Source organism: Sphingomonadaceae bacterium OTU29LAMAA1 (assembly GCA_024072375.1).
Lineage (GTDB): Bacteria > Pseudomonadota > Alphaproteobacteria > Sphingomonadales > Sphingomonadaceae > Sphingomonas.
This window is the reverse complement of record CP099617.1, coordinates 559,436-582,668: the sequence shown is the minus strand read 5'-3', so window position 1 is coordinate 582,668 and position 23,233 is coordinate 559,436. Positions and strand designations below refer to the sequence as shown.

Sequence of the window (23,233 nt, the reverse complement as noted above, 5' to 3'; positions counted from 1 at the left end):
GACCTATCCTGTCAAGACGGATACGCATTCCAATTGGTATAGTGATTGGTTTGATCAGGGGACCAGCTGCCCCCTCAGCGCTGGCAGCGCGCGTGCCAGACCATCGGCAACCTGCTTGGCGAACACTCGCGCTCCGGCATCGCCAACATGCGTATAGTCGAATTTACGGACATTCTGGCCGCGCGGACCGTCAGGGGAGGTCGGCAGGTCGGGCAGCCGCGCCTGTTCGGCTGGTCGCGGCTTCAGCGTGTTACCGGCTTTCGCCGCAGCGAGCTCTTCCGGAAGCGGTTCGGCCTGCGCCAGTTTGGTCGCCTCGGCGGCACCGAGCCGCTGGATCAGCCGCGCGCTTTCCGCATTGAGGTCGACCAGCGCCGTCTTGGTGGCAGCGGCGACCCGCCGCACCTGTGCGGACCACGGCTCCAGCGTATTATCGATCTTACCGCCTTTGAATTCGCGCCGGGCGAGCGGGGTCAGCAGCACCGGGACGGCACCCGCCGCGCGGACTTCGGCGACGTAGCGGGTGAGATTCGCCGGAAACTCGGTCGTCATATCCGTCCAGCGTTCCGGTCCGGAGGATTGGTCGTTATGCCCGAACTGGATCAGGACATAGGTTGCACCGTAGCCGGTCACCTTGATCTCGTTCTGGACGATCCCCCACGACCCTTCCTGGCGGTAGCTGCGGGTCGACCGACCGCCGCGCCCCATGTTGAGGCACGCGACTGTGGATTTCACGTGCTCGGCACAGAACAGCGACGCCCAGCCGCTGCCGGGCGCCATCGTGCTGTCGCCCACCAGGATGAGCTTGATCGCCTTGATCGGCGGCGCGTCGGTGCGCTGCTTTGGGACTTCACCGACGGCCCGCGGATGCGCGGGCGAGTCCTGCACGAGGACGGGTGCGCTCGCGAGGGCGAGCGCAGCGATGAAGTCCAGCATGGGATAACTCCTTACGAGAAGAACAGGCCGCCGTTGATGTCGAGGTTCACGCCGGTAAGGAACGCAGCGTCGTCCGACAGCAGGTACGCGACCGTCGCGGCCACCTCGTCCGGATGACCTTCACGGCGCAGCGGCGTATTGCCGGCAGTCGCGGCGCGGCCTTCGGGCTTGGAGAAGGTGTCGTGGAAGCTGGTGCCGATCAGGCCAGGACACAGAGCATTGACGCGGATGCCTTGCGGTCCGAATTCCTTTGCCCAGCCTCGGGTCAGCGTCGTCAGCGCGCCCTTTGCCGCTGCATAGACGGTGGCACCCGGTCCGCCGCCGTCGCGTGCGGCGAGCGAGGACAGGTTCACGATGGCGCTGCCCTGCCCCAGATGCGGCAGCACCGCTTTGGTGACGAGGAACGCGGAGCGGAAGTTCAGCGCCATGACATGGTCGAAGAAGTCCGCGTCCATATCGGCGAGCGTCTTGCGAGCGACCATGCCGCCGGCGCAGTTGACGAGAAAGTCGATACGCTGCCCGAATCGTTCCACCGTCACCGCGACCATCGCAGCCACCTCGTCAGCGTTGGTGACGTCGGCACGGTGAAGCAGCGCCGTGCCGCCTGCCGCCGTGATGGCGTCTGCCGTCGCCTGTGCCGCGGCCTCGTCGCTACGATAGTTGATGATGACGTTTGCGCCTTCTCGCGCAAGCCGCTCGGAAATCGACTTGCCGATGTCGCGTCCGCCGCCAGTGACGATGGCGACCTTGTTCTCGAAACGCATGTTATGCCCCTTTAGTGGAAGATGGTTGTGGCGGCGCGACCGGCGCGCTGCGCCCGCCGAGCAGCCAGATGGCAGCGACGCCGAGCGGCACGATCACCGCGGCGAGGATGAAGATCGGCGCGTAGCCGTGCGTGGTCATCGCAGGCACCAGCCAGGTGGTGACCAAGGTTCCCGCAACCGCGGCGGTGCCGCCGATTCCAGCCAGCGATCCGACCGCGCCGCCGGCGAAATAGTCCGAGGGCAGGGTCTGGATGTTGTTGATCGCGACCTGAAAGCCGAACAGGATGACCGCAATCAGCAGCACCGCGGTCAACGGATCGGACGCGGTCGCGGTCATCAGCAGCGAAGGCAGCATGATCGCGCCGCCGATGGTGACGATCACCTGCCGCGCCCGCAACGCGCTCCAGCCGCGGCCGATCAGCAGGCCCGATACCCAGCCACCCGACAGACTGCCCAGCATCGCCCCGACAAACGGAACCCAGGCGAACAGTCCAATCTGCTTCACGTCGAACCCGAAGGTTTCGGAGAGGTAGATCGGCAGCCAGGACACGAACAGCCACCAGACCGGATCAAGGAAGAAGCGGCTGACGAGGATCGCCCAGCTTTCCTTATGGCGCAGCAGCTGCGCCATTCCGGGCGCGTAGCCGGTCTCATGCCGAGGCGCTCCCTCCGCAGTCTCGCCCGCGATATGTGCGCGTTCGGCAGCGCTCAGCCAGGGATGGGAATCCGGATCGCCGCGATAGACGAGCAGCCACGGCACCAGCCAGAGGAAGCCGAGCACGCCGACCAGCAGGAACGTCGCGCGCCATCCCAGCGCCTCGTAGAGCAGCGCCACCAGGGGCGCCGATATGATCGCCCCGATCGCCGCGCCCGAGTTGAAGATGCCCTGCGCGAGCGCCCGCTCGGGCGCCGGAAACCAGGTGGCGTTGGCCTTCACCGCGCCCGGCCAATTGCCTGCTTCGCTCAGGCCGAGCGTGACACGCAACAGGCTCAGCATGCCAAGCGAGCGCACAGCCGCGTGCCCGGCGATGGACAACGACCAGATCGCGATCGACACCACGAACCCCAACCGCGTGCCGATCACGTCGAGGATACGACCGAACAGCGACTGACCGAGCGCATAGGCGATCATGAAGACCGTTACGAGCAGCGCATAATCCGACTTGTCCGCGCCGATGTCTTTCGACACTGCCGGCCACATCACGGCGAGCGCGTTGCGATCGATGTAGTTGATGACGGTCGCCAGACCGATGAGGCCGACGACGAACCAGCGCAGACCGCCGACCGTCCGTTTGGGCGTGCCGTCCATCACTTGCTCTCCGCCCCATCGAGCCGAGCGAGATGCCCTGTCCACGTCAGGCTGCGCCCGTCCAATGTTGCACTGTGCGGCTTGCCCGCCGTCACGTCGTCGGCGATGCCAAGCACGATCGCCGCTCCCGTTACGGGCGTGATGACGACGATGTCGGCGTCGCGGCTGCGCAGATGACGTAATGACCGGATCTGGCTGGCGCTCGCCACCGTCGTCTCGGCAGACGGGTCGTAGGCGCCGTGCGGTTCGAGCAGGTTGACGAAGGTCGCGTCCTTCTGACCCGTCACCCGCTCGAGCAGCAGCGGCTCGCGGCGCAGATTGAAGCGCGGATCATTGGCGCCACTCTCGCCCAGGATCACCTGCGTGCCGGGCGGCGCCACCATGCGATAGGTGTAGAAGCGTTCGCCGTTGATCCAAGTGAGTGTCCCCGTATCACCCGTCGGTGCGCCGGTGCCGTCCACCCAGATGTGCTGATATCCGTTCGCGGTGCCGAGAACGGGCCGCGCCGCGACGTTCGCACGGAGCGGAAAGCCGACATCGGTGATGTGGCCGCTATAGTGCAGCGGCAGGTCATAGGTCGCGGGCTTGTCACCGGTGACGCGCAACAGATCGACGACGAGCGGGCTGCCTTTGCCGAACGGCAATTGCAACAATGTACGGCGAAAGGTGACGCCAGGCCACGCCCCTACCATTTCGGCTGTGCTCGCCCGGATCGGTCCCTCGCCGGAGAAGAACAACTGCCGCGGTGCATGCTCTTCGCCGACGCGCCACTTGCCACCGAAATCAGATGTCTCGTTCACCACCAGCGTGTTGTGTGCGACCGTATGCTTCGCCCAGCTTTCGTTTTCCGGCAGGTAGCGGCCACCGTCCTTGCTCTCGATGTTGAGGAAGCGAGCGGCGCCATAATCGGTGACGATCGGCTGTCCGCCGTCGTAGAGGATCCAGTTCAGCTTATCGAAGTGGCCGTGTCCCATGCCCATCGCGCTGTTCTTGGCGACCAGCACCTGCGCATCCGCCTGCGCCCCCGATCTCAGGACGGCAAGCGCGCCCTGGTCGCCGTTCGGTCCGTCACGGAACAGCTGCGAGGTGAAGGCGAACGGGGTCGCCTTGCCCGCCGCCACGTCACGCGCCACCGCCAGCCCGCCGGGTGACAGCGTCACCCGCTCCTGTTCGCGAGCGATCGACAGAAAGCTGGGGTCCCGCGTCACGCCGTACCCGATCGCCACCGCGTCGTAGAGTTCGGCGGTGCGCAGGCTCTTGTCGCGCATGGCATCGTTGAGCGGGAAGAAATAGCCGTCATACGTGAGCTGGATGGTGGAGCGTATCGCCTTCAACAGTACGCCGTCACGGCGTTGCCAGATCTCCAGCTTCGGCTCGTTCCGAGCGATCGCCTCGGCGAAGACGACGAAGGGCTGCAGCGCGTACCGCTGGTAATAGGGTCCCTCGGTATAATAGCCGTCCGGAGAGAACAGCTGGTCGACCTGCGCCAAGAACCCTGATCTGCCGGTCTTGTCGGTACCCTTCAGCGCGCGGGCGACCAGTTCGGGGTCGCGCAACACATAGCCTGTCATGCCGACGCCGGCCGCTGCCCAGGTCGCGTGGTTATGGATGCGGTTGAAGCTCGCCGCATTCCCCACGGACAGGAAATCCGCCATCTTATGAAACACGTTCGCATCGATCGTCGCGCGATCGGTCGGGGTCAGCGCCTCGCGGATCGCGTCATACCCCTGGATGCCATAGACCAGCCAGACGCTGTCGTTCAGGCTCTGCCAGAACAGACGCCCGGCGGACTCGTTCGCCTTGGCGGGATGTGGCCCCAGTGCCGGGTACAGCTTGGCGTAGTCCAGCAGCAGCGCCCGTGCGAAATCGAGATACTGTCGCTCTCCGGTGATCCGGTAGAGCATCCCCGCACCGTACAGCGCCACATAGTTGCGCTTGTGCTGTTCGTGCGTGAAGCCGCCGCCGGGATCTTTTGGAACGGGGACGTTCACACCCGCGCGGATCGCCTTGTCGACAGTGGCGCGCGTCCGCTTCAGTTCGGCGGCGAACAGCGGATAGCGTGCGGCGTCGGCAGCCATCGCCTGCAAACCCGCGCCATCGAACAGCGCCGGCGTCACTGCGCCGCCTATCGGCTGCTGGGGCCTGCCCAGCAGCGGAACTGGTACGGCGAGCAAGGTGGCGCCGAGCAGTATGGACAGCATCCGCATCACAAACCTTCCCGATTGTCGCTGAGGATCGCGCGCGGCGCCCCCGTGTAGTTCGTCTCGCGCACCTGCGGCACAGGCGTGTTGCGGAGCCGGTTTCCGGAGATCCGCGTATGCGGGCTGCCGACGGTGTGCTCCACCGTCACCCCTGCGCTGTCGACGAAGTGGTTGCCGGTGATCGCCACCTCCTGCACCCCCGACAGGCGCACCGGCCCGCTGTTGCGGATCGTCGCGCCAGTCAGGCTGAAGCGCGGACCGAATGTGCTCTCGTCGGTCCCGCCGCGAAGCAGGTCGACGACCATGCCGACCCGGTCGAAGTCCGTGCCGGCTATCGTAACCTGTTCGGCGGGATACCAACCCTGCTTGCCCTTCTCTGCCGCCAGCGCGAGCACCGCGCCCTTCACATCGGAATAGCGGCCGTCGGTTACGGTGATCGCCCCGGCGAGCGTGCCGGGCGTGGTCGCGATCACGTCGCCGGCGACGCCCACCACCGAGACTCCGGCGAGCCGCAGCCGATAATTCCCGAGGGTCGGGCGTGCACTCGTGCGGATGACCGCCACACCATCGCCCGCCGCCGCGTGTCCATCGATCCGCACGCCTTCGAGTGTCAGCGATCCCCCGTCCTCTAGCTGGAACAGCGTCGATGAACGCATCCGCAGCGTCGCAGCGCCCGTCGGCACCGACCGGATCGTCATCGGGCTGACGACGATCAGCGGCGCTGCGACGTCATACGTGCCGCGGGCCAGTTCGATGACTGCGGCCCGGGGCAGGCTACTGATCGCCTTACCCGGATCGATCCGCACGATCTTGCCCGATGCTCGGGCGATCGCCGCCCGCGTGCCATACCAGCGAACGCCCACATCCTCGCGCCGTGTCGGCGTCAACGTACGGGACACACCCAAGGCCGCCAGTGTCGGGTCAACCGGGTAGAGCAAGCCGTTCTTCGCCCGGCGGAGCGGAACCTCCCGCATTTCGATACCGTCGCGAGCGGCACCTGATCCAGCCAGTACGTTCCCGGCGAAGGTGACGCCGCTTGCATCCGCATCGAAGCGCAGGACGTTGGTCGCGTCCTTGGCGGACGTGATAAGGTTGCCGATGATCCGGGTGTCCTGCGGCGGCTGAGACCGTTCGCCACCGGCTCCTGCGCCGATCGTGACCTGCGTCACCGCGAGAAAGCTGTTCCGCTCGATCAACGCCTGGCGGACTGGCATGTAGCGGTTGACCGGCGAATTGGGGACGCCGTTCATCACCGCGAGCGCGCTCGTGAAGTCGACTCCGCCCATCCCTTCCAGATAGTTGTTCCTGATCACCTGGCGTTCGTTGATCACGCGGATGCCACCGGTGTGCGGCTGCCCGCCTCCTAGGAAGACGTTGTCCTCGACTATGTTGCCGTTGCCGTGGCGCAGGACCACCGAGCCTTGGGATTGCCGGAACAGGTTGCGCCGCACGCTGTTGCCGCCCGATTTGACCGAGACGATCTCCACCTCACCATCGCAATGCTCGAAGACATTGTCCTCGACGATCGTGTGAGAATCGCTGCCCGATTCCTCGCTCGTCCCGATGCGGATGGTTTCGCCGCCGTTGGAGCCGAGCGGCGGACGAGGGCCGAAATAATTATGGTCTATCCGCGCGCGATTATCGAGCGGCATGCCCTTCTGCCGCACTACGATCATCATCGCGCCGGCGTTCGCCTTGCCCTCGAAATGCGAATTATCGATGCGGTTGTCACTGCCGTAGATGGACACCCAATGGTCTTCGGCACGCCGGTCGGGATTGTTGAAGCGGTCAATCACCACGCCCGTCACCCGGCTATGGTCGGCCCAATGCTTCGTGTCGGTGCGAAACGCGATCACCGCATCGCCCGGTGCGTGACCGTCACGAAACACCAGATTGGACACGACCAGATAGCGGCCCGCCATGCGGATGCGTGACGCGCCAACGAGGATCGCCTTGCCCGGATGTTCGGCGGTGAGAGTGATCGGCGCAGTCGCTTCGGCCGCGCCGCGCAGCACGATGTCGGCATCGCGCCACTCGCCGTCGGCGAGGATTATCGAGTCGCCCGGCGCAGGCTTCGCGGTCGCTGCCATCAACTCGGCCAGATTATGCACCAGCGTTCGCCGGGCGGACGCGGGACCTGCCTGCACCAGCGCGGCCGTTGCGAGCAGCATGATCGATGGACGCACGTATATCCCTCCAGAAACCGCTTCCGCATTCACCGCGAAATGCCCGTTCCGTTCGGTTGTAATGCGGCTGCGCATACCATTATGTCAACCAATATGCTTGTTCCTCAGGCACGCAACGATGGCGTTCGACGCTAACCTGACTGAACAACTGGTCTTCTGGTTTGGCTTGACACACTGGTCAACCCAAAGCAAAACCAAGCAACAAAAATAAATGGGAGAGGGACGTGGCCGATATGGCTTTTCGTAGCAGGATCAGTGCGACCGCTGCATTGCTGGCAGGCACGGCGTGGGTGGCGATCGCAAGTCCTGCGGTCGCGCAGGAGTCCTCTACGGAACCGCAGGAGACGGTTGCGGGGGGCAACCCCGACACGGACGCAGACATCGTAGTCACCGGCATCCGCGCCTCTCTGCAGAGCGCGCTCGGCGAAAAGCGTCGTTCCGACAACTTGGTGGAGGTGATCCAGGCTCAGGACATCGGAAAGCTACCCGACCAGAACCTTGCCGAGGTGCTGGAGAACGTATCGGGCGTCCAGATCACGCGTCAGGCGGGGGTCGGCACTGCGGTACAGATCCGCGGTACTGATGCGAACAGGACCGAGATTAACGGCGTCTCCACGGTGGGGTCGGGCGCTGGCCGGTCCGGCATCAGCTTCGAAGACATACCGGCATCGATTATCGCTTCGGTCGAGGTGACCAAGGTTTCGGAGGCCAAGACGATCGAGGGATCGGTTGGCGGCACGATCAATCTACGCACGCTGCGTCCGCTCAGCCTTACTAAGCCGCTGATCGCGGCCCGCGTCCAATATGAACGCAGCGACCTAGCGCGCACCACTCTGCCACGCATCTCCGCGACTCTCGGCAACAGCTGGAGCACCGGCATCGGCGAAATCGGCGTTGTGGTCAGCGGCAGCTACAGCCGCACCGACGTAGCGAACTTTGCACCGCGCATCGACCGCGACAACGTCCGCCTCGCTTCGACGGCGCCGAACCTTCCGGGCAGCAACGCCAACCAGGGCTTCAACTACCTGCAGGTGCAATTCCTTCAGCAGGAAGTGAACCGCTTCAACTACGAGACGAAGACGGCGACCGGCACGCTGGAATGGAAGCCGGCAAGCAACCTGCGCCTTTATGGGGACGTCACGCTCAACAACCAGCAGCGGGCGCAGGCCGGCAACCGGGTGCAGGTATCCGGCGTCTCGGGCGCCGCCGACGCCGCCAACCACAGTTCCTTCGGAACGGTCGACCTTGGGTCGCTGAAGACGCCGACGGGAACCATCGACCTCGGGACGATCCAGACGACGCTCGGCGGAACGATCGGGGCGGTCGGCGCCGCGAAATCGACGCTCGTTCCCAATCTGCGCCTGTCGAGCGATACGGGATCGCGGCTGACGCACAATCGGGTCTTTGATGCCGGCGCGGAATGGGAGGTCGGCAGGCTGAAGGCGCGGGCGGAAGCGGCCTTGTCCACCGCGAAGACGACCAATCCCAACTTCTCCACGACGCTCGACTTCATCAACCCGAATGGGGTCCAGCCTGTGTTCGGCCGCGGATCGCTCGGGAACAGCACACCCGTGCGCTTCGACCTGACCGGCGGGCGGCTGCAGTCGGGTATCGACACTTCCAACCCGCTGGCGCCGACGACGGCGCAATTGCTCAATCCCGCCAACTACCGTCTGTATCAGGTCCAGCAGAGCGCCAATCGGGCTGACAACAAGGAAAAGGCCGCACGTCTCGACTTCACGTACGACACGTCCGACTTCGTCCCGATCTTCTACTCGTTCGACTTCGGCTATCGTTGGAACCAGAATACCGCGATCAACGGAGACGTCGTCAACAACATCACCCTCAACAGCAACGCAACCGGCGCGGGGTTCGCCAGTAATACGTTCAACCGGCCGAGTGGCGACCGCTTCGTGGACCTGCTCGTCGCTGCGCCAAGCAATTTCAACGCGGCCGACGGCCGGACGCTCTACTTCCCGGACTTTCTCATCATCGATGGCGGTAAAGCCTTCGATGACCCGGCAGCGGTGCTCAGCACGTTGAATGGCGCGATCACGGCGAGCAACGCCGCCAATCCGCAATATCCGGCGGTCGCTCGCCTCTCCGCACCGACGGAGTCGGCCTCCGGCTTTTTTCGGATCCGCGAGACCACCAACGCGGCCTATTTCCAGATGAACGGCGAGACCGACATCTTCGGCATCCATGCACGCGGTAACGCCGGCCTACGTTGGCTCAAGACGAAGCTGACCTCGACCGGCAACAACGTGGTCAATGGTGGCGGTGTAACCACTGTCGTGAAGAGCAGCAGCTACGATTTCCTTCTGCCCCGCGTCAGCATGGTACTCGAGCCTGCGCGCAATGTGCTCGTCCGCACGGGCTTCGCCCGCGATATCCGCCGCCCGGATTTCGATGCGCTATCGACATCCTATTCTTACGGCAATGCCGCGACGGGCGTGGTGTCGGGTGGTAACCCGAACCTGGTGCCCGAGGTCGTGTGGTCATACGATCTCTCCGGCGAATACTACTTCACGCCGTCCAGTCTGTTCAGCGTTGGCGTGTTCCACAAGAGCCGGACCAACCTGTTTGCCGACACGGTGCAGACCGCACCGCAAATCGGAACCAGCGCCGTCGGCAACCCTCAATATTCGATAGATCCGACCTGTCCTGGCGGAGGCATCTACAACCCGCTGCCGGATCGGAATCTTTACGCAACGCCGGCTGGCAACGGCATCTGCCAAGGATTGTCGTCCACCTTCAACGTTCCCGGCTCGACCACGCAAACGGGTATCGAGATCGCCTTCCAGCACGATCTTTCCGCCTATGAGAGCGCGCTGGGATTTGCTTCCGGTTTCGGGTTCATTGGCAACTTCACCCATCAGCGTGTGGGCGGCGCGAAGTCGTACAACGCCGGCGCACTTGATGTCGGCCGGCGGACAGACATCGGCCTCGGATTTGCGCGCGGGTCACTGCTTAACCTTGTGCCGCTCACCAACCTGTCCAAGGTTTCCTACAACGCCACCTTGTTCTACGATAAGTACGGGCTGAACGCCCGTCTGCGCTACACGTGGCGATCAAGCTACGCGATGAGCGCGAGCGATCAGGCGTTCCGCTGGAATTTGCCGATTATCGCAGGCGCGCGCGGCCAGCTGAACGGCAGCATCAACTACGACATCAGTGAGAACATCAACATCGGCATAGAGGGCATCAACCTAACGCGATCCGATCAGAAACTTTACTGCGTGAACGATGGAGCGGTGTTGTGCTTTCAAGGGCTAACCGACCGGCGCCTTACCGCCGGGGTGAGCTTTAAGTTCTAATCTGGAGCGCTTTCTGACGTTGTTCATAGCAGAACGGAGGCGATAATGAGCGCCTGGTCGCTCCTCGAATTTTTGAGCTTACTTGACCGCTACCGGATTGAGCTTACGCCTGTTTGATTCTATTGGCCTCGCTACAGTCCGGCAGGCAGCCAATGCCGAAAAGCTGACAGGCTGGCCAGGGATGAGCGGGAGCGCCCATGAAGATCGCCACTTACAACGTAAACGGCGTCAACGGTCGCCTGCCCGTGCTGCTGCGCTGGCTGGAGGAGGAGCAGCCGGAAATCGTATGCCTGCAGGAGCTGAAGGCGCCGCGGGAGAAGTTTCCGGCGACCGCCATTCGCGACCTTGGCTATGGCGCGATCTGGCACGGACAAAAAAGCTGGAACGGCGTCGCCATCCTCAGCCGTGTCGGAGAGATCCACGAGACGCGGCGCGGCCTGCCGGACGACCCCGATCCGACGCAGAGCCGCTACATTGAGGCCGCTGTGAACGGCGTAATCATCGCCGGCCTTTATCTGCCGAACGGCAATCCGCGCCCCGGTCCGAAGTTCGACTACAAGCTCGCCTAGTTCGAGACGCTCATCGCGCACGCGGCGACACTGCTGGAGAGCAGCCTACCGGTGGTGCTCGCCGGCGACTTCAACGTCATGCCGACAGATGCCGACGTCTACAAACCGGAACGCTGGACCAAAGATGCTCTTTTCGCACCCGAGGTCCGGGCGCTCTATGCGCGGCTCGTCGACCAGGGATGGACGGACTCGCTCCGCACGCTCCACCCGGAGGATACAATCTACACCTTCTGGGACTATTTCCGCAACGCCTATGGGCGGGACGCGGGTCTCCGCATCGATCATCTGCTGCTCAGTCCCTCGCTCGCCGAACGGCTGATAGACGCGCAGGTGGACAGACACGTGCGTGGCTGGGAGAAGACCAGCGATCATGCGCCGACTTGGATACGGCTTGCGGCCGAGCAGCCGTCCAAGAAGCGAAGCCGGTCTCCACGGCGCAACAAGGATGACGAATGACAGAGCGCGCTCAGGTTGATTTCTACGACGTCGTTTCTCAAACCCAACCCCTCGCGCACCGTCGTGCGACCGTTTGAGCCAGGTTACCCCAACGGGTTTGACGGCGGTCGAACGCGGACGGACGAGACCGTCGAGTTAATCGTGAGTCTTGATGAAGAGGAGCTTCAGCGCCAACTCACCGGGGTCACGGCATCTCTCGATGAGAACCACCGCGACGTGGATGCGACGCTTATGCGTCGCTTCGGCGAACTGGCCGACCGCATTCCTTCTGCGCCAAGCCTTTTACCTGAGCAGCAGCGCCTCATCGGCGCCTACTTCAGCCAGGAATACGCCTACGAGGCTGCAGCACTCTTCAACCCCAGCGCCGTTCTGCACCCCGACCAGTCGGGACTTGCCGACGGAGCCGTGCGGCTCGTCCTCTCTCTCCGCGGTGTCGGTGAAGGCCACGTGTCTTCGGTTACCTTCCGCACGGGCGTCTGGACGCTGGGTGGCGATCTCACGATCGACGATCCGGGCTCGACGTCGGTGCCGCCGATCATCGTGCCTCGCGACGATGACGATGGCGCGGTCCATCTCGACTGCGGCGGATCGAGAAGCATATCGGAGACCGTGCTCTTCCCGACCCTCCCAAGCCAGCGTCAGGGCATCGAAGACATGCGCCTTGTGCGCTTTATCGAAGATGACGGACAGGTCACCTATCACGGCACCTACACTGCATTTAGTGGCGCCGAAGCTCGGTCCGAACTGCTCTCGACGAGAGACTTCAAGTCGTTCGAGATGCGGGCTCTTTCCGGTGAGGTCGCCAGCGCAAAGGGTATGGCGCTCTTCCCACGCCGGATCGACGGCCGCTACGTGACCCTCGGCCGCCAAGACAACAAGAACATTTGGCTGAACGTCTCAGATGACCTCCTTCACTGGGACAGCGGTTCCAAGCTGGTCGAACCGCGATACCCGTGGGAGTTCGTGCAGATGGGCAACTGCGGCTCACCGCTCGAAATCAACGAAGGCTGGCTGGTTCTTACCCACGGTGTCGGGACGGTCCGCAACTACTGCATCGGCGCCTGCCTCCTCGACAAGCAGGATCCCTCCAAGCTCCTGGCGCGGACGCCGCGACCGGTGCTCGCTCCCAGTCCGCATGAGCGGGACGGGTACGTGCCAAATGTTGTCTACAGCTGCGGAGGGCTTCTCAGCGGCCGTACCCTGCTGCTGCCTTATGCCGTCGCCGACAGCTTCTCGGCCTTTGGCTCTCTGTCTGTCGATAATCTCATTGCGTGCATGGAGTAGGTCAGACAGCGAGTGCGGGAGACGAAGCTGGCGGTACAACTACGCCGTGCATGGCTTGCCCATGGCCGCTAGATCTCCTGGCGCCAGGCGGCAGATCCGACGAACATGGATGGCATACTTAACAGCTCAACGAGGCGGGCAGAGACTGCTTCGTGGGTGCGATAGAGTCCTGCTATGCAATCTAGCATGCGTGACCTGTTTGGGTGCCCTACCATCTCGGGCCTGCACGGTGCTGACGGCTTTGTCTCGGCGGACGAGGAGCGGATGCTCATCGGCCATATCGATGAGTTGGATCTGGCGCCGTTCCGCTTTCAGGGGTGGCTGGGCAAGCGGCTGACCCATAGCTACGGCATGCACTACGACTTTGATCGGGGCGCACTGGCGACCACCACGCCGTTACCTGAATGGCTGACACCGTTCCGCGATCGAGCGGAGGCGTTTGCAGCGCTGGAGCCCGGCACACTCATACAGGCACTGCTGACCCGGTACGATACCGGCGCAGGAATAGGCTGGCATCGCGACCGGCCGCATTTCGAGCATGTTGTTGGTATCTCGCTGGGCGCACCGGCCACGCTGCGCTTCCGCCGTCGCATCGGCGATCGTTTTGAACGGTTCGAATGGCCTTTGTCTCCGTGCGGCATCTACCATCTCACCGGTGAGGTCCGCCACGGATGGGAGCACAGCATCGCGGCCATGACCCAGACTCGCTGGTCTATCACACTGCGGAGTCTGTCGGAACTGGGAGGCCGTCTCACGAAGTTTACCCAGTAATGAGGGCGCACCGGTCGGTGCGTCATGATGACGACGTTCTCTGAAGTGCCTAAGAGTATCGCTCCTCCGCCCAAGGGTCGCCGCGCATGTGGTAGCCGTTGACCTCCCAGAAACCAGCCTGATCGGCGGCGAGAAAGTCGATCCCCTTGAGCCATTTGGCGCTCTTCCAGAGGTAGAGGTGCGGGATCAGTGCGCGTGCCGGGCCTCCGTGCGCACGTGTCAGCGGCTTGCCGTCCCAGGCCTGAACGATCATCGCCGCCTCCGCCGCGAAGTCTGCGAACGGCACGTTTGTCGTGTAGCCGTCATAGCCATGGAGCAGGACGTACGCCGCTTCGCCCTTGGGTTGAACGAGGTCGAGCAGATCGTGTGTCGCCACCCCCTTCCAGTCGTTGTCGTAGCGCGACCAGGTCGTCACGCAGTGCATGTCCGAACGCGTCCGCGTTTGCGGCAGCGCCATGAACGCCGTCCAGTCGAGCGTCACCGGATTGTCGACGAGGCCACCGATCTTCAGTTCCCAGCGTTCCGGCGCGACATCGGGCTGGCGGCCGAGATCGAGCACCGGCCAGTCACGCACCAGATGCTGTCCTGGCGGCAGGCGCTCATGCGCGCTTCGATTAGCCTCCCCGGTAATGAACTTGTGCTCGCTTGCCCAACGCTGCTTGGAGCGGGTCAGCTTGCTGTCGGGCGGCGTTTCGTCAGTCATGGCGGTCTCCAGCAACGCATCATCTCGTAGCGTTCGCCGCAGCACAAGCACGTGTTCGGCGACCCAAACTTCAGGCTGCGCGTTGCAGCAGCATGAAAACGATCGCTCTACCCGACGGCACGACCGTTCCCGCGCTCGGCCAAGGCACATGGATGATGGCGGAGGACGCCGATCGCCACGCTGATGAGATCGCGGCGCTGCGCACCGGGATCGACCTTGGCATGACGCTGATCGACACGGCAGAAATGTATGTCGACGGTGAGTCCGAGCGTCTCGTCGGTGAGGCGATCACTGGGCGACGGGAAAGCGTGTTCCTCGTCAGCAAGGCCTATCCGCAGAATGCCTCACGCACGCGCCTGCCGCAGGCATGCGAGGCGAGCCTGCGTCGCATGGGTACGGACCGGCTAGATCTCTACCTACTACACTGGCGCGGTGGCGTTCCGCTCACCGAGACCGTCGAGGCGATGGAACGGCTGGTCGATGCGGGCAAGATCCTGCGATGGGGCGTCAGCAACCTCGACACGGACGATATGGAGGAGCTGATCGCCGCAGGCGGCAGGGCATGCGCGACCGACCAGATCCTCTACAATTTGACGCGACGCGGACCCGAGCACGACCTGCTGCCGTGGCTCGCCACGCACACCATCCCGGTGATGGCGTACAGCCCGGTCGAACAAGGACGTCTCGTCGCGGATGCAGAGCTAAGTTCGCTTGCCGCCGATCTCGGCGCAACACCGGCGCAGGTCGCGCTGGCATGGCTGCTCGCGCAGGACAATGTCATCGCCATTCCCAAAGCTGGCCGCAGCGCGCACGTCCACGACAATCGTGCCGCTGCCGATCTTACACTCGCTCCGGACACACTCGCGCGGCTCGACGGACTGTACCCGCGTGCGAGAGGTCGCATGCCGCTCGAGATGCTCTAGCCGAAGCTGTAGACGCCGCCCGCTTCCGCGGCGACGAAGCGGTCAGGTGCGATACCAGCCGCCAGCAATGCCTTCGCCAGCCCTTCCGCCGGCGCACTGAGCGCCTCATCAGTCAGCTGAAACGTGCCCCAATGGATACCGAGCGCCCTCGTCGCGTCGACGTCGGTGAAGATGCGTACCGCCTCTGCTGGATCGACGTGCTGCGCGGCCATGAACCAGCGCGGCTCATAGGCGCCGATCGGGATCAACGCGACGCCGGGCGCTCCCAGGCGGCTCCGCACGTCGGCGAAGATCTGCCCGTCACCATAGCCGGTGTCGCCGACGAACCAGATCGAACCCGCGCGCGTGTCCAGATAGTGACCGCTCCACAGCATCATCCGCGTATCGCTCGGCCAGCGGTTCGACCAATGATAGGCCGGTGTCAGCGTCGTCGCGATCTCCGATCCAAGCGGCAGCCGATCCCACCAGTCACCCGTGACGCAACGTGCCGCCGGCACCGCAGCACGAACGATGGCGTCATTACCATGTGGCATCGCCATGAGCGGGTCGTGGACAGCGTGCAGTCGCCGCAGCGTATCGACATCGAGATGGTCATAGTGTCCGTGGCTCAGCAACACGACGTCAATCGGCGGCAGGTCGTCGAACGCAATGCCTGGCGCGGTCACCCGCTTCGGTCCAACGCGCCGGAAGGGGCTTGCCCGCTCCGACCAGACTGGATCGGTAAGGATGTTCATGCCCGCGGCCTGGATCAGCAGCGAGGCATGGCCGATCATGGTGATGCAGAGCTCATCGACCCGAGCCTCCGGCTTGGCCGACACGACCGCCACCGACTTCGGCCATTTGGCGGCCGCTCCCGCGAGCTTCCAGCGCAGCATGGCGCGGAGGCCCCTATCCGTGCTCTCCTGGCCCGGATTGAAGAAGCGGGTGCCGTCGTAATGGTCGCTCGGCGGGCCATCGTAGTAGCGGTTGGATGCCATGATCAGGCGACGCTCATCAGCTGTGACGGGTAGGTGGTGAGCAGCGTCACCGCCTCTTCGACCGGCGCTGTCAGCCAGCGTTCCTGATCCTCCGCCAGCAAGATCACCGGCATCGCCTTCGGGTGCTTTGGCGCGACCAGCGGATTGGGCTCGGTGGTGCAGAAGGCGTAGACCCGGTCGTGATCAGCATCGACCTTCCAAAGCCCCGCGAAGCACGGCACCGACTGATCCTCGACAGTGAACCACCAGTTGGTGTCGCCCGGTCCCTGCCTGTCCGCGACCGCCTTGGGTTCGGAAAAGCGGGTGAACGGCACCAGGCAGCGATGCTCGGCACGCAGCAGCCACGGCTTCCACATGTTGCTCTGCATGTTCCGCGCGTTGGTCCACCAGTCGTAGAGGAACGGCAGTTCGCCCTCACGCGCCGGTCGCTTGCGGGGCTTCCGTGTCGGGAACCCCCAGCGCATGGTGCTGAGCACCCGCTGGTCGTCCTCGTATCGTACGACGTACCCGGGCTTGCCGGGTGCGGCATAATCCTTCTCGACAGCAAGTACATTGGCGGCATCGTCAACCGCGGCGAGCGCATCGAAGTAGCCGCGCGGGTCGACCTTGAGATTGTAGAGATTGCACATCCCCGTCTTCGATCACGAGCGATAGCGGGAGACAAGCCTCTTCCATGTCGCCTCGTCAGGGTACGGCAGCGGCTCGCCCGTCGGCGCTTCCCGACCGACTATGATGCGCGGGCGGATAGTGGTGCCCTGAGCCTTGCATACGGTGCAACACAGACGGGATGAAGCCGCGGGAAGGTTTCCGTCCCAGCCTCGTCGCGTGAACATCCACCAAAGGCATACCGCGTCGAGCACCCGCACGTGACTGCATCGCGGGCAGGTCAGCCGCAGCGTCCGCTTGTGAAGCGCGCAGTGTTCGAGCGAACGAAGCCGCCGTCCGACGTGGTCGTACTCGGCGCTCGCTGACATCGCCTGCCCCGTGTCGTTGGCGGCTTCGATCCCGTTTCGGTTCATCGACTCCGCTCCACAACGCCTTGACCGTTCGTCAACAATTCTGGAACATATAGCGAACAGATGAGTCGCAGCAACCATGTCCACTAACCTCCAGCGCCACGATGCCCTGGCCCTCCTTCGCGAGAGCATGGGCGAGGTGCGTGGGGGTGAGACGGCCGTCCTCCCGTTCGGGATCGATGCTCTGGACGATCGACTCGCAGAGGGTGGTTTGGTGCTTGGCGGACTACACGAGGTCTCCGCTGCGACGCCGACACTGACCGATGATGCCGCAGCCACGCTCTTCTCCGTCGGCATCGCTGCCCGGGCAGCAGCGGGCAGCGGCCACCGTGTGCTGTGGGCCCTTACCCGCTTCGACCTCTATGCGCCGGGACTGGAGCAGGCGGGTCTCGATCCCGCCACGCTGCTTTTCGTCGAGGCCAAGGACGACAAAGACGTCCTCGCGGTCATGGAGGACGGGCTACGTCATGGTGGGCTCGCCGCAGTGGTCGGCGAGGTGAAGCGCGCCGACATGGTCGCAACCCGCCGTCTGCAACTTGCCGCGATGAGCGGCGGCACCCCTGCCCTGCTGGCGCGCCGCTGGCGCAAGGCGGGCGTCAGCCCGCTCAATGAACTCTCCGCTGCGATGACGCGGTGGCGCATCGCCTGCGCGCCGTCCGATCGGCTGCCCGCACCGGGTGTCGGCCGGGCGCGCTGGACCGTCGAGCTCGCGCGTCAACGCGGCGGACCCCCTTTCACCCTGGAACTGGAGGCGTGTGATGACACGGGTCGCCTCGCTCTACCTGCCGCACCTCGCCATCGAGCGATTGCGCCGGTTAGAGCGACCGCGCGCGCTGCCTGAACCGCAGCGGGCACCACAGCTTCCGGTCGATGACGACCCAGGCGCCTGCTCGGTGCCGCGGGGCGGCGGTTGGCGTCCTGGCGCGCGCTGGGCGCAAGACAACGGCGCACGCGCTGCGATCGAGGAGCAGGCAGCGGGGCTACCGCTACACCAGCAGCCGACCATGCGGGAACTCGGCCGGCGTTCGGAAGCAGCAGAGCATCCGTTCAAGCAGTCGCCAGCTATTACTGGTGCGCGCATAGCAGCACACATCCCGGCACCGATCGAGAACGTAGTGCCGCTGATCCTTGCGGAGCAGACCGGGCAGCGGCACGTGATCACGTCCGCCTGTCCTGCCGCGGCGTCGCTCGGCCTCACACCCGGCATGGCGGTGACACAGGCGCGTGCTCTGGTGCCAGACCTGGACATTCGGCCTGCTGACGTCGCTGCGGACCGGGCGGTGCTCGACGGCCTGGCGCTGCATGCGGTGCGACACTGGACACCGACCGCATCGCCAAGTGGTGCGGACGGGCTCTGGATCGAATTGACCGGCGCTGCGCATCTCCACGGTGGTGAAGAGCGGTTCTGCCGTCGCCTGATCCGCTTCTGCCGACGCTTCGGTTATACCGCTCGGGTCGCGGTCGCAGGAACGCCGGGAGCGGCGCATGCGCTGGCTCGGTTCGGGCGGGCCGTCATCAGCATGGTCCCGAACGGGGGCGAAGCGCAGGCACTCGCCGGCCTGCCACCCGCCGCGCTGCGCCTGACGCCGGAGGCGCTGACCGCTGCCGCGCGCTTTGGTCTCGATCGCATCGCCGACCTCCTGCCCCTGCCCCGCGGCCCCATGTCGCGCCGCTTAGGCCTCGCCAGCGTGCGTCGGCTCGACGAGGCGCTCGGGCGCGTCCCCGAGCCGATCGTGCCGGTGGTACCCGAAGAGACACCGATGGCCCGTCGCCGCTTACTTGAACCGATCGGCACCGCAGAAGCCATCGAGCAGGTCATCCGCGATCTGCTGACTGACATGATCCTGCTTCTTCAGGAGAAGGGAGCAGGTGCACGCACGCTGCTGCTGATCCTCGAGCGGATCGACGGCAGCGAGCAGCGCCTCGCCATCGGCACCTCGCGTCCGACACGCGATGCGGCGCATCTCGCGCGGCTCTTCCACCTCAGGATCGAGAAGATCGATCCCGGTGACGGGATCGAGACGATGCGGCTTGCCGCCACTCGCACCGACCCGCTCGGAGCCACCGCGCTTGCAGCAAGCCTTGCAGGTGACGACGCACCACCGGATGTCGCGACGCTGGTCGACCAGATCGCCGGCCGTGTCGGTGACCATGCGCTGTTCACGGCCGCGCCCGTCGAGAGCGACGTGCCCGAGCGTGCGGTTCGTCGTGATGCGCCGCTCGCCGCACCGACCGGTTGGCCGGCATGGCGTCGGCCGGTGCGCCTACTCCGGCGTCCGGAACCAATCGTTGGCGTGCTGGCGCTCCTGCCCGACGCGCCACCCCGCCGCTTCACCTGGCGTGGGCAGGTTCATGCCGTGGTCGCCGGCGACGGCCCCGAACGCATCCACGGCGAGTGGTGGCGTCGCGACGGCGAGATCTGGGCAGTACGCGATTACTTCCGCGTCGAGGACGATACCGGCGCGCGCTTCTGGCTGTTCCGCCGCGGCGACGGTGTCGACGGCGCAACGGGCGACCTCAGCTGGTATCTGCACGGGCTGTTCGGCTGATGGCTTCCCAGACGACCTATGTCGAACTTCAGGTCACCAGCCATTTCTCCTTCCTGCGCGGCGCCTCCAGCCCGGAGGAGCTGTTCTCAGCAGCGGCACTGCTGGGTCACACCGCACTAGGCCTGACCGATCTCGGCAGCGTCGCCGGACTGGTGCGGGGCTGGGAGGGACAGAAGGCGACCGGCGTGCGGATGATCGCAGGCGCGCGAGTGCGCCTCGACGACGGTCGCATGTTGCTCCTTTACCCCACGGACAAGCCTGCCTGGTCACGCCTCACGAGGCTGCTGACGCTCGGCAAGTCCCGCGCCGGCAAGGGCGGCTGTGCGCTGGCATGGGACGATGTCGTCGTCTGGAGCGCAGGGCTGATCGCCATCCTGCTGCCCGACCTGCCGGGCGACGTCACGCGTAGCGACCTCGGCGACTTGCACGAGGTATTTGGCGACCGCGGCTATTGCGCGCTCGCGTTCCGCCGTCGGCCTGACGATGCCATGCGTCTGCACGATCTCGCCCGGCAGGCTGCCGATGCTCATGTCGCGACCGTAGCCGTTGGCGACATCCTCTATCACGCGTCAGAGGCGCGCCTGCTACAGGACGTGGTCACCGCGATCCGCGAAAAGTGCACCGTCGACACCCTGGGCTACCGCCGCGAACGGCATGCCGACCGACATTTGAAGTCACCGCAAGAGATGGAGCGCCGCTTCGCAGCCTTCCCCGACGCGATCCAGGCGACCGCCGAGATAGCGCGGCGCTGCACCTTCGATCTTGGCGAGCTGAGCTACCAATATCCTGACGAGCGCGTGGTCGAAGGGCTGACGGCGCAACAGGCGCTGGAGCAGCTCACGCAGGATGCTGTTGAACGCCGCTTCCCTCACGGCGTGCCGCAGCAATACCGCACACAGATCGATCACGAGCTGCGGCTGATCGCCGAGCTGGAATACGCGCCTTACTTCCTGACCGTGAACAGCATCGTCGCCGAGAGCCGGCGCCGCGGCATCCTGTGCCAGGGGCGCGGCTCGGCAGCGAACAGCTGTGTCTGCTTCATGCTCGGGATCACCTCGATCGACCCGATCAAGCACGAGCTATTGTTCGAACGCTTCATCTCGGGCGAGCGCCGTGAGCCGCCCGACATCGACGTCGACTTCGAGCACGAGCGACGGGAGGAGATCATCCAGTGGATCTACGACACCTACGGCCGCAACCATGCCGCGCTGACCGCGGTCGTGACCCGCTACCGTGCTCGCGGAGCCGTACGTGAGGTCGGCAAGGCGTTGGGTCTGCCCGAGGATCTCACCAAGGCACTCGCCGGACTGGTATGGGGCTGGAGCCAGGAGGGCGTCGGCGAGAAGCAGGTCGCCCAGCTCAACCTCAACATGGAGGACCGCCGGCTGCGGCTGGCGCTGGACCTCGCTCGTAAGCTGATCGGCACCCCCCGCCACCTGTCGCAGCATCCCGGCGGTTTCGTGCTGACGCACGACCGGCTTGACGATCTGGTGCCTATCGAACCCGCCGCGATGGTCGACCGGCAGGTCATCGAGTGGGACAAGGATGACATCGATGCTCTAAAGTTCATGAAGGTCGACGTGCTCGGCCTCGGCATGCTCGGCTGCATGAACCGCGCCTTCAACATGCTGGAGGAGATCAAGGGCATCCGGGTCGGCATGGCCGACCTGCAGGACGACGATCCCGACGTCTACACCATGATCCAGAAGGCTGACACGCTCGGCACCTTCCAGATCGAATCCCGCGCGCAGATGTCGATGCTGCCGCGGATGAAGCCGCGCGAGTTCTACGACCTCGTCATCGAGGTGGCGATCGTCCGACCCGGACCGATCCAGGGTGACATGGTCCACCCCTATCTGCGCCGTCGCGAAGGGCGAGAAAAGCCGGACTATCCTCGTCCTGAGCTGCGTGCCGTCCTCGAGAAGACACTCGGCGTGCCGCTCTTCCAGGAGCAGGCAATGAAGGTCGCGATCGTCGGTGCCGGCTTCACGCCCGCCGAGGCGGACCAGCTCCGGCGGGCCATGGCGACGTTCAAGTTCACGGGCGGCGTCAGCCACTTCTTCGACAAGCTGGTCGGCGGCATGGTCGAGCGCGGCTATCCGCGTGAGTTCGCCGAGCGCACCTTCAAGCAGATCGAGGGCTTCGGCTCCTACGGCTTTCCGGAGAGCCACGCCGCCAGCTTCGCCAAGATCGCCTACGCCAGCTGCTGGATGAAGCATCATCATCCCGATGTGTTCTGCGCTGCATTGCTCAACGCTCAGCCGATGGGGTTCTATGCACCGGCGCAGGTTGTTCGGGATGCGCGCGATCATGGTGTCGAGGTGCGACCTGCATGCATCAACGCCAGCCGCTGGCACTGCACGCTGGAGCCGGGCCGCGGACGGTACCTAGCAGTCCGGTTGGGGCTTCGGCAGGTGCGGGGGCTGGCCAACGCGCACGGCGCCGCGATTGTAGCGGCACGCGGTGAGGCGCCGTTCGGGTCGGTGGAGGAGGTGTGGCGCCGTGCCGGCGTACCTCGTGCGGCAATCGAGAGATTGGCCGAGGCGGACGCCTTCCATAGTCTAGGCGAAGATCGGCGTCAGGGATTGTGGAAGGTCAAGGGTCTGGGCGACGCTCCCCTGCCCCTCTTCGCCGCCGCGGACGAGCGGGAGTCGCTGTTCAGCCCGGAGGGGCTGGAGCCGGATGTCAGCCTGCGTGCGCTGTCGGACGGGCGGGAGGTCGTGGAAGACTATCGTGCGCTGCAGCTTTCACTGCGTGCCCACCCACTCACCTTCCTGCGGCAGGACCTGACACGCCGTGGCATTGTGCGATGCGCCGATCTCGCGAACATCAAGGACGGACGCCATGTCGAAGTGGCCGGGATCATCCTCGTTCGCCAGAAGCCAGGATCGGCCAAGGGCATCCTCTTCCTGACCATCGAAGACGAGACAGGGATTGCCAATGGCATCCTCTGGCCCGACCGTTTCGAGGCGCAGCGCCGCACCGTCATGTCGGCAGCGATGATTGGGATGAAGGGTCGTGTGCAGAAGGAGGGTCAGGTAATCCATGTCATCTGCGACCGGATCATCGATCACGGACCGTTGCTCGCACAGGTCGGGCAGATGGACTTCCCGCACGCGACCGGGCGAGGTGACGGCGCGCGGCATGGCGGCTCACCCGACCGCGGCGATGCCGGTTGGAAGCCGGGGCCGCGCGACAGCTACTGGCCGCCGCACAGCACAGGTATGGATCCGGAGGATGTCGTGCGGGTGAAGTCGCGCGACTTCCACTGAACT

General features: G+C 64.8%; 15 protein-coding genes and 1 pseudogene. 8 read left to right on the top strand and 8 right to left on the bottom strand.

Annotation, left to right across the window (positions count from 1 at the left end):
- Positions 1 to 54 precede the first annotated feature (54 nt).
- The 5 genes from NF699_03025 to NF699_03005 are packed head-to-tail and all read right to left on the bottom strand — an operon-like array spanning position 55 to position 7,393.
- Positions 55 to 933 (bottom strand): rhamnogalacturonan acetylesterase, encoded by an 879-nt coding sequence (locus tag NF699_03025; GenBank protein USU05689.1) that lies wholly within the window; start codon positions 931 to 933, stop codon positions 55 to 57.
- Between the two features lie 11 nt (positions 934 to 944).
- The gene (locus NF699_03020; GenBank protein USU05688.1) at positions 945 to 1,697 is read right to left on the bottom strand and encodes a glucose 1-dehydrogenase; all 753 of its coding nucleotides are present in this window, start codon (positions 1,695 to 1,697) and stop codon (positions 945 to 947) included.
- 1 nt (position 1,698) lies between these two features.
- Positions 1,699 to 3,006: an MFS transporter gene (locus tag NF699_03015; GenBank protein USU05687.1), complete on the bottom strand. Its 1,308-nt coding sequence runs from the start codon at positions 3,004 to 3,006 to the stop codon at positions 1,699 to 1,701.
- Positions 3,006 to 5,213 carry a heparinase II/III family protein gene (locus NF699_03010; GenBank protein USU05686.1) on the bottom strand — a complete coding sequence of 736 codons (2,208 nt, stop codon included), beginning with the start codon at positions 5,211 to 5,213 and terminating at the stop codon, positions 3,006 to 3,008. Before NF699_03010 ends, NF699_03015 begins: the two co-directional genes overlap by 1 nt.
- Complete coding sequence (locus NF699_03005) at positions 5,213 to 7,393, bottom strand: polysaccharide lyase 6 family protein (protein USU05685.1); 2,181 nt, start codon at positions 7,391 to 7,393, stop codon at positions 5,213 to 5,215. The genes NF699_03010 and NF699_03005 overlap by 1 nt, the downstream gene beginning before the upstream one ends.
- A gap of 233 nt (positions 7,394 to 7,626) precedes the next feature.
- Here NF699_03005 and NF699_03000 point away from each other — a divergent pair, with 233 nt between their 5' ends.
- The 4 genes and pseudogenes from NF699_03000 (at position 7,627) to NF699_02985 (ending at position 13,790) form a co-directional block, all read left to right on the top strand.
- Positions 7,627 to 10,710: a TonB-dependent receptor gene (locus NF699_03000; GenBank protein ID USU06971.1), complete on the top strand. Its 3,084-nt coding sequence runs from the start codon at positions 7,627 to 7,629 to the stop codon at positions 10,708 to 10,710.
- Between the two features lie 197 nt (positions 10,711 to 10,907).
- Positions 10,908 to 11,735, top strand: a pseudogene (gene xth, locus NF699_02995) (exodeoxyribonuclease III).
- Between the two features lie 15 nt (positions 11,736 to 11,750).
- A complete protein-coding gene (locus NF699_02990; protein ID USU05684.1) occupies positions 11,751 to 13,019 on the top strand; it encodes a glycoside hydrolase family 130 protein in 1,269 nt (422 codons plus the stop codon).
- A gap of 186 nt (positions 13,020 to 13,205) precedes the next feature.
- On the top strand, positions 13,206 to 13,790 hold the full coding sequence (locus tag NF699_02985; GenBank protein ID USU05683.1) for an alpha-ketoglutarate-dependent dioxygenase AlkB: 585 nt from the start codon (positions 13,206 to 13,208) through the stop codon (positions 13,788 to 13,790).
- A gap of 49 nt (positions 13,791 to 13,839) precedes the next feature.
- Here NF699_02985 and NF699_02980 read toward each other — a convergent pair whose 3' ends face one another.
- Positions 13,840 to 14,493 (bottom strand): sulfite oxidase-like oxidoreductase, encoded by a 654-nt coding sequence (locus NF699_02980; protein USU05682.1) that lies wholly within the window; start codon positions 14,491 to 14,493, stop codon positions 13,840 to 13,842.
- A gap of 92 nt (positions 14,494 to 14,585) precedes the next feature.
- Here NF699_02980 and NF699_02975 point away from each other — a divergent pair, with 92 nt between their 5' ends.
- Positions 14,586 to 15,416 (top strand): aldo/keto reductase, encoded by an 831-nt coding sequence (locus NF699_02975; GenBank protein ID USU05681.1) that lies wholly within the window; start codon positions 14,586 to 14,588, stop codon positions 15,414 to 15,416.
- Here NF699_02975 and NF699_02970 read toward each other — a convergent pair.
- On the bottom strand, positions 15,413 to 16,393 hold the full coding sequence (locus NF699_02970) for an MBL fold metallo-hydrolase (GenBank protein ID USU05680.1): 981 nt from the start codon (positions 16,391 to 16,393) through the stop codon (positions 15,413 to 15,415). The two genes, NF699_02975 and NF699_02970, sit on opposite strands and share 4 nt — an antisense overlap.
- A gap of 2 nt (positions 16,394 to 16,395) precedes the next feature.
- Positions 16,396 to 17,022: an SOS response-associated peptidase family protein gene (locus NF699_02965; GenBank protein ID USU05679.1), complete on the bottom strand. Its 627-nt coding sequence runs from the start codon at positions 17,020 to 17,022 to the stop codon at positions 16,396 to 16,398.
- Between the two features lie 466 nt (positions 17,023 to 17,488).
- On the opposite strand from NF699_02965, the gene NF699_02960 reads away from it, so the two are divergent.
- Genes NF699_02960 through NF699_02950 form a run of 3 tightly spaced genes read left to right on the top strand, consistent with a single transcriptional unit; the run spans position 17,489 to position 23,230 of the window.
- On the top strand, positions 17,489 to 18,250 hold the full coding sequence (locus tag NF699_02960) for a protein ImuA (protein USU05678.1): 762 nt from the start codon (positions 17,489 to 17,491) through the stop codon (positions 18,248 to 18,250).
- Positions 18,168 to 19,958: a DNA polymerase Y family protein gene (locus NF699_02955; GenBank protein USU05677.1), complete on the top strand. Its 1,791-nt coding sequence runs from the start codon at positions 18,168 to 18,170 to the stop codon at positions 19,956 to 19,958. The genes NF699_02960 and NF699_02955 overlap by 83 nt, the downstream gene beginning before the upstream one ends.
- Positions 19,958 to 23,230, top strand: a complete 3,273-nt coding sequence (locus NF699_02950; protein USU05676.1) for an error-prone DNA polymerase — start codon at positions 19,958 to 19,960, stop codon at positions 23,228 to 23,230. The genes NF699_02955 and NF699_02950 overlap by 1 nt, the downstream gene beginning before the upstream one ends.
- The last annotated feature ends 3 nt before the right edge of the window (positions 23,231 to 23,233 follow it).

Coding starts and splice junctions, on each gene's coding strand:
- NF699_02955 (USU05677.1), top strand. CDS start 18,168: ATGACACGGGTCGCCTCGCTCTACCTGCCGCACCTCGCCATCGAGCGA.
- NF699_03020 (USU05688.1), bottom strand. CDS start 1,697: ATGCGTTTCGAGAACAAGGTCGCCATCGTCACTGGCGGCGGACGCGAC.
- NF699_02985 (USU05683.1), top strand. CDS start 13,206: ATGCGTGACCTGTTTGGGTGCCCTACCATCTCGGGCCTGCACGGTGCT.
- NF699_02960 (USU05678.1), top strand. CDS start 17,489: ATGTCCACTAACCTCCAGCGCCACGATGCCCTGGCCCTCCTTCGCGAG.
- NF699_03025 (USU05689.1), bottom strand. CDS start 933: ATGCTGGACTTCATCGCTGCGCTCGCCCTCGCGAGCGCACCCGTCCTC.
- NF699_02980 (USU05682.1), bottom strand. CDS start 14,493: ATGACTGACGAAACGCCGCCCGACAGCAAGCTGACCCGCTCCAAGCAG.
- NF699_03010 (USU05686.1), bottom strand. CDS start 5,213: ATGCGGATGCTGTCCATACTGCTCGGCGCCACCTTGCTCGCCGTACCA.
- NF699_02970 (USU05680.1), bottom strand. CDS start 16,393: ATGGCATCCAACCGCTACTACGATGGCCCGCCGAGCGACCATTACGAC.
- NF699_02950 (USU05676.1), top strand. CDS start 19,958: ATGGCTTCCCAGACGACCTATGTCGAACTTCAGGTCACCAGCCATTTC.
- NF699_03000 (USU06971.1), top strand. CDS start 7,627: ATGGCTTTTCGTAGCAGGATCAGTGCGACCGCTGCATTGCTGGCAGGC.
- NF699_02965 (USU05679.1), bottom strand. CDS start 17,022: ATGTGCAATCTCTACAATCTCAAGGTCGACCCGCGCGGCTACTTCGAT.
- NF699_02975 (USU05681.1), top strand. CDS start 14,586: ATGAAAACGATCGCTCTACCCGACGGCACGACCGTTCCCGCGCTCGGC.
- NF699_03015 (USU05687.1), bottom strand. CDS start 3,006: ATGGACGGCACGCCCAAACGGACGGTCGGCGGTCTGCGCTGGTTCGTC.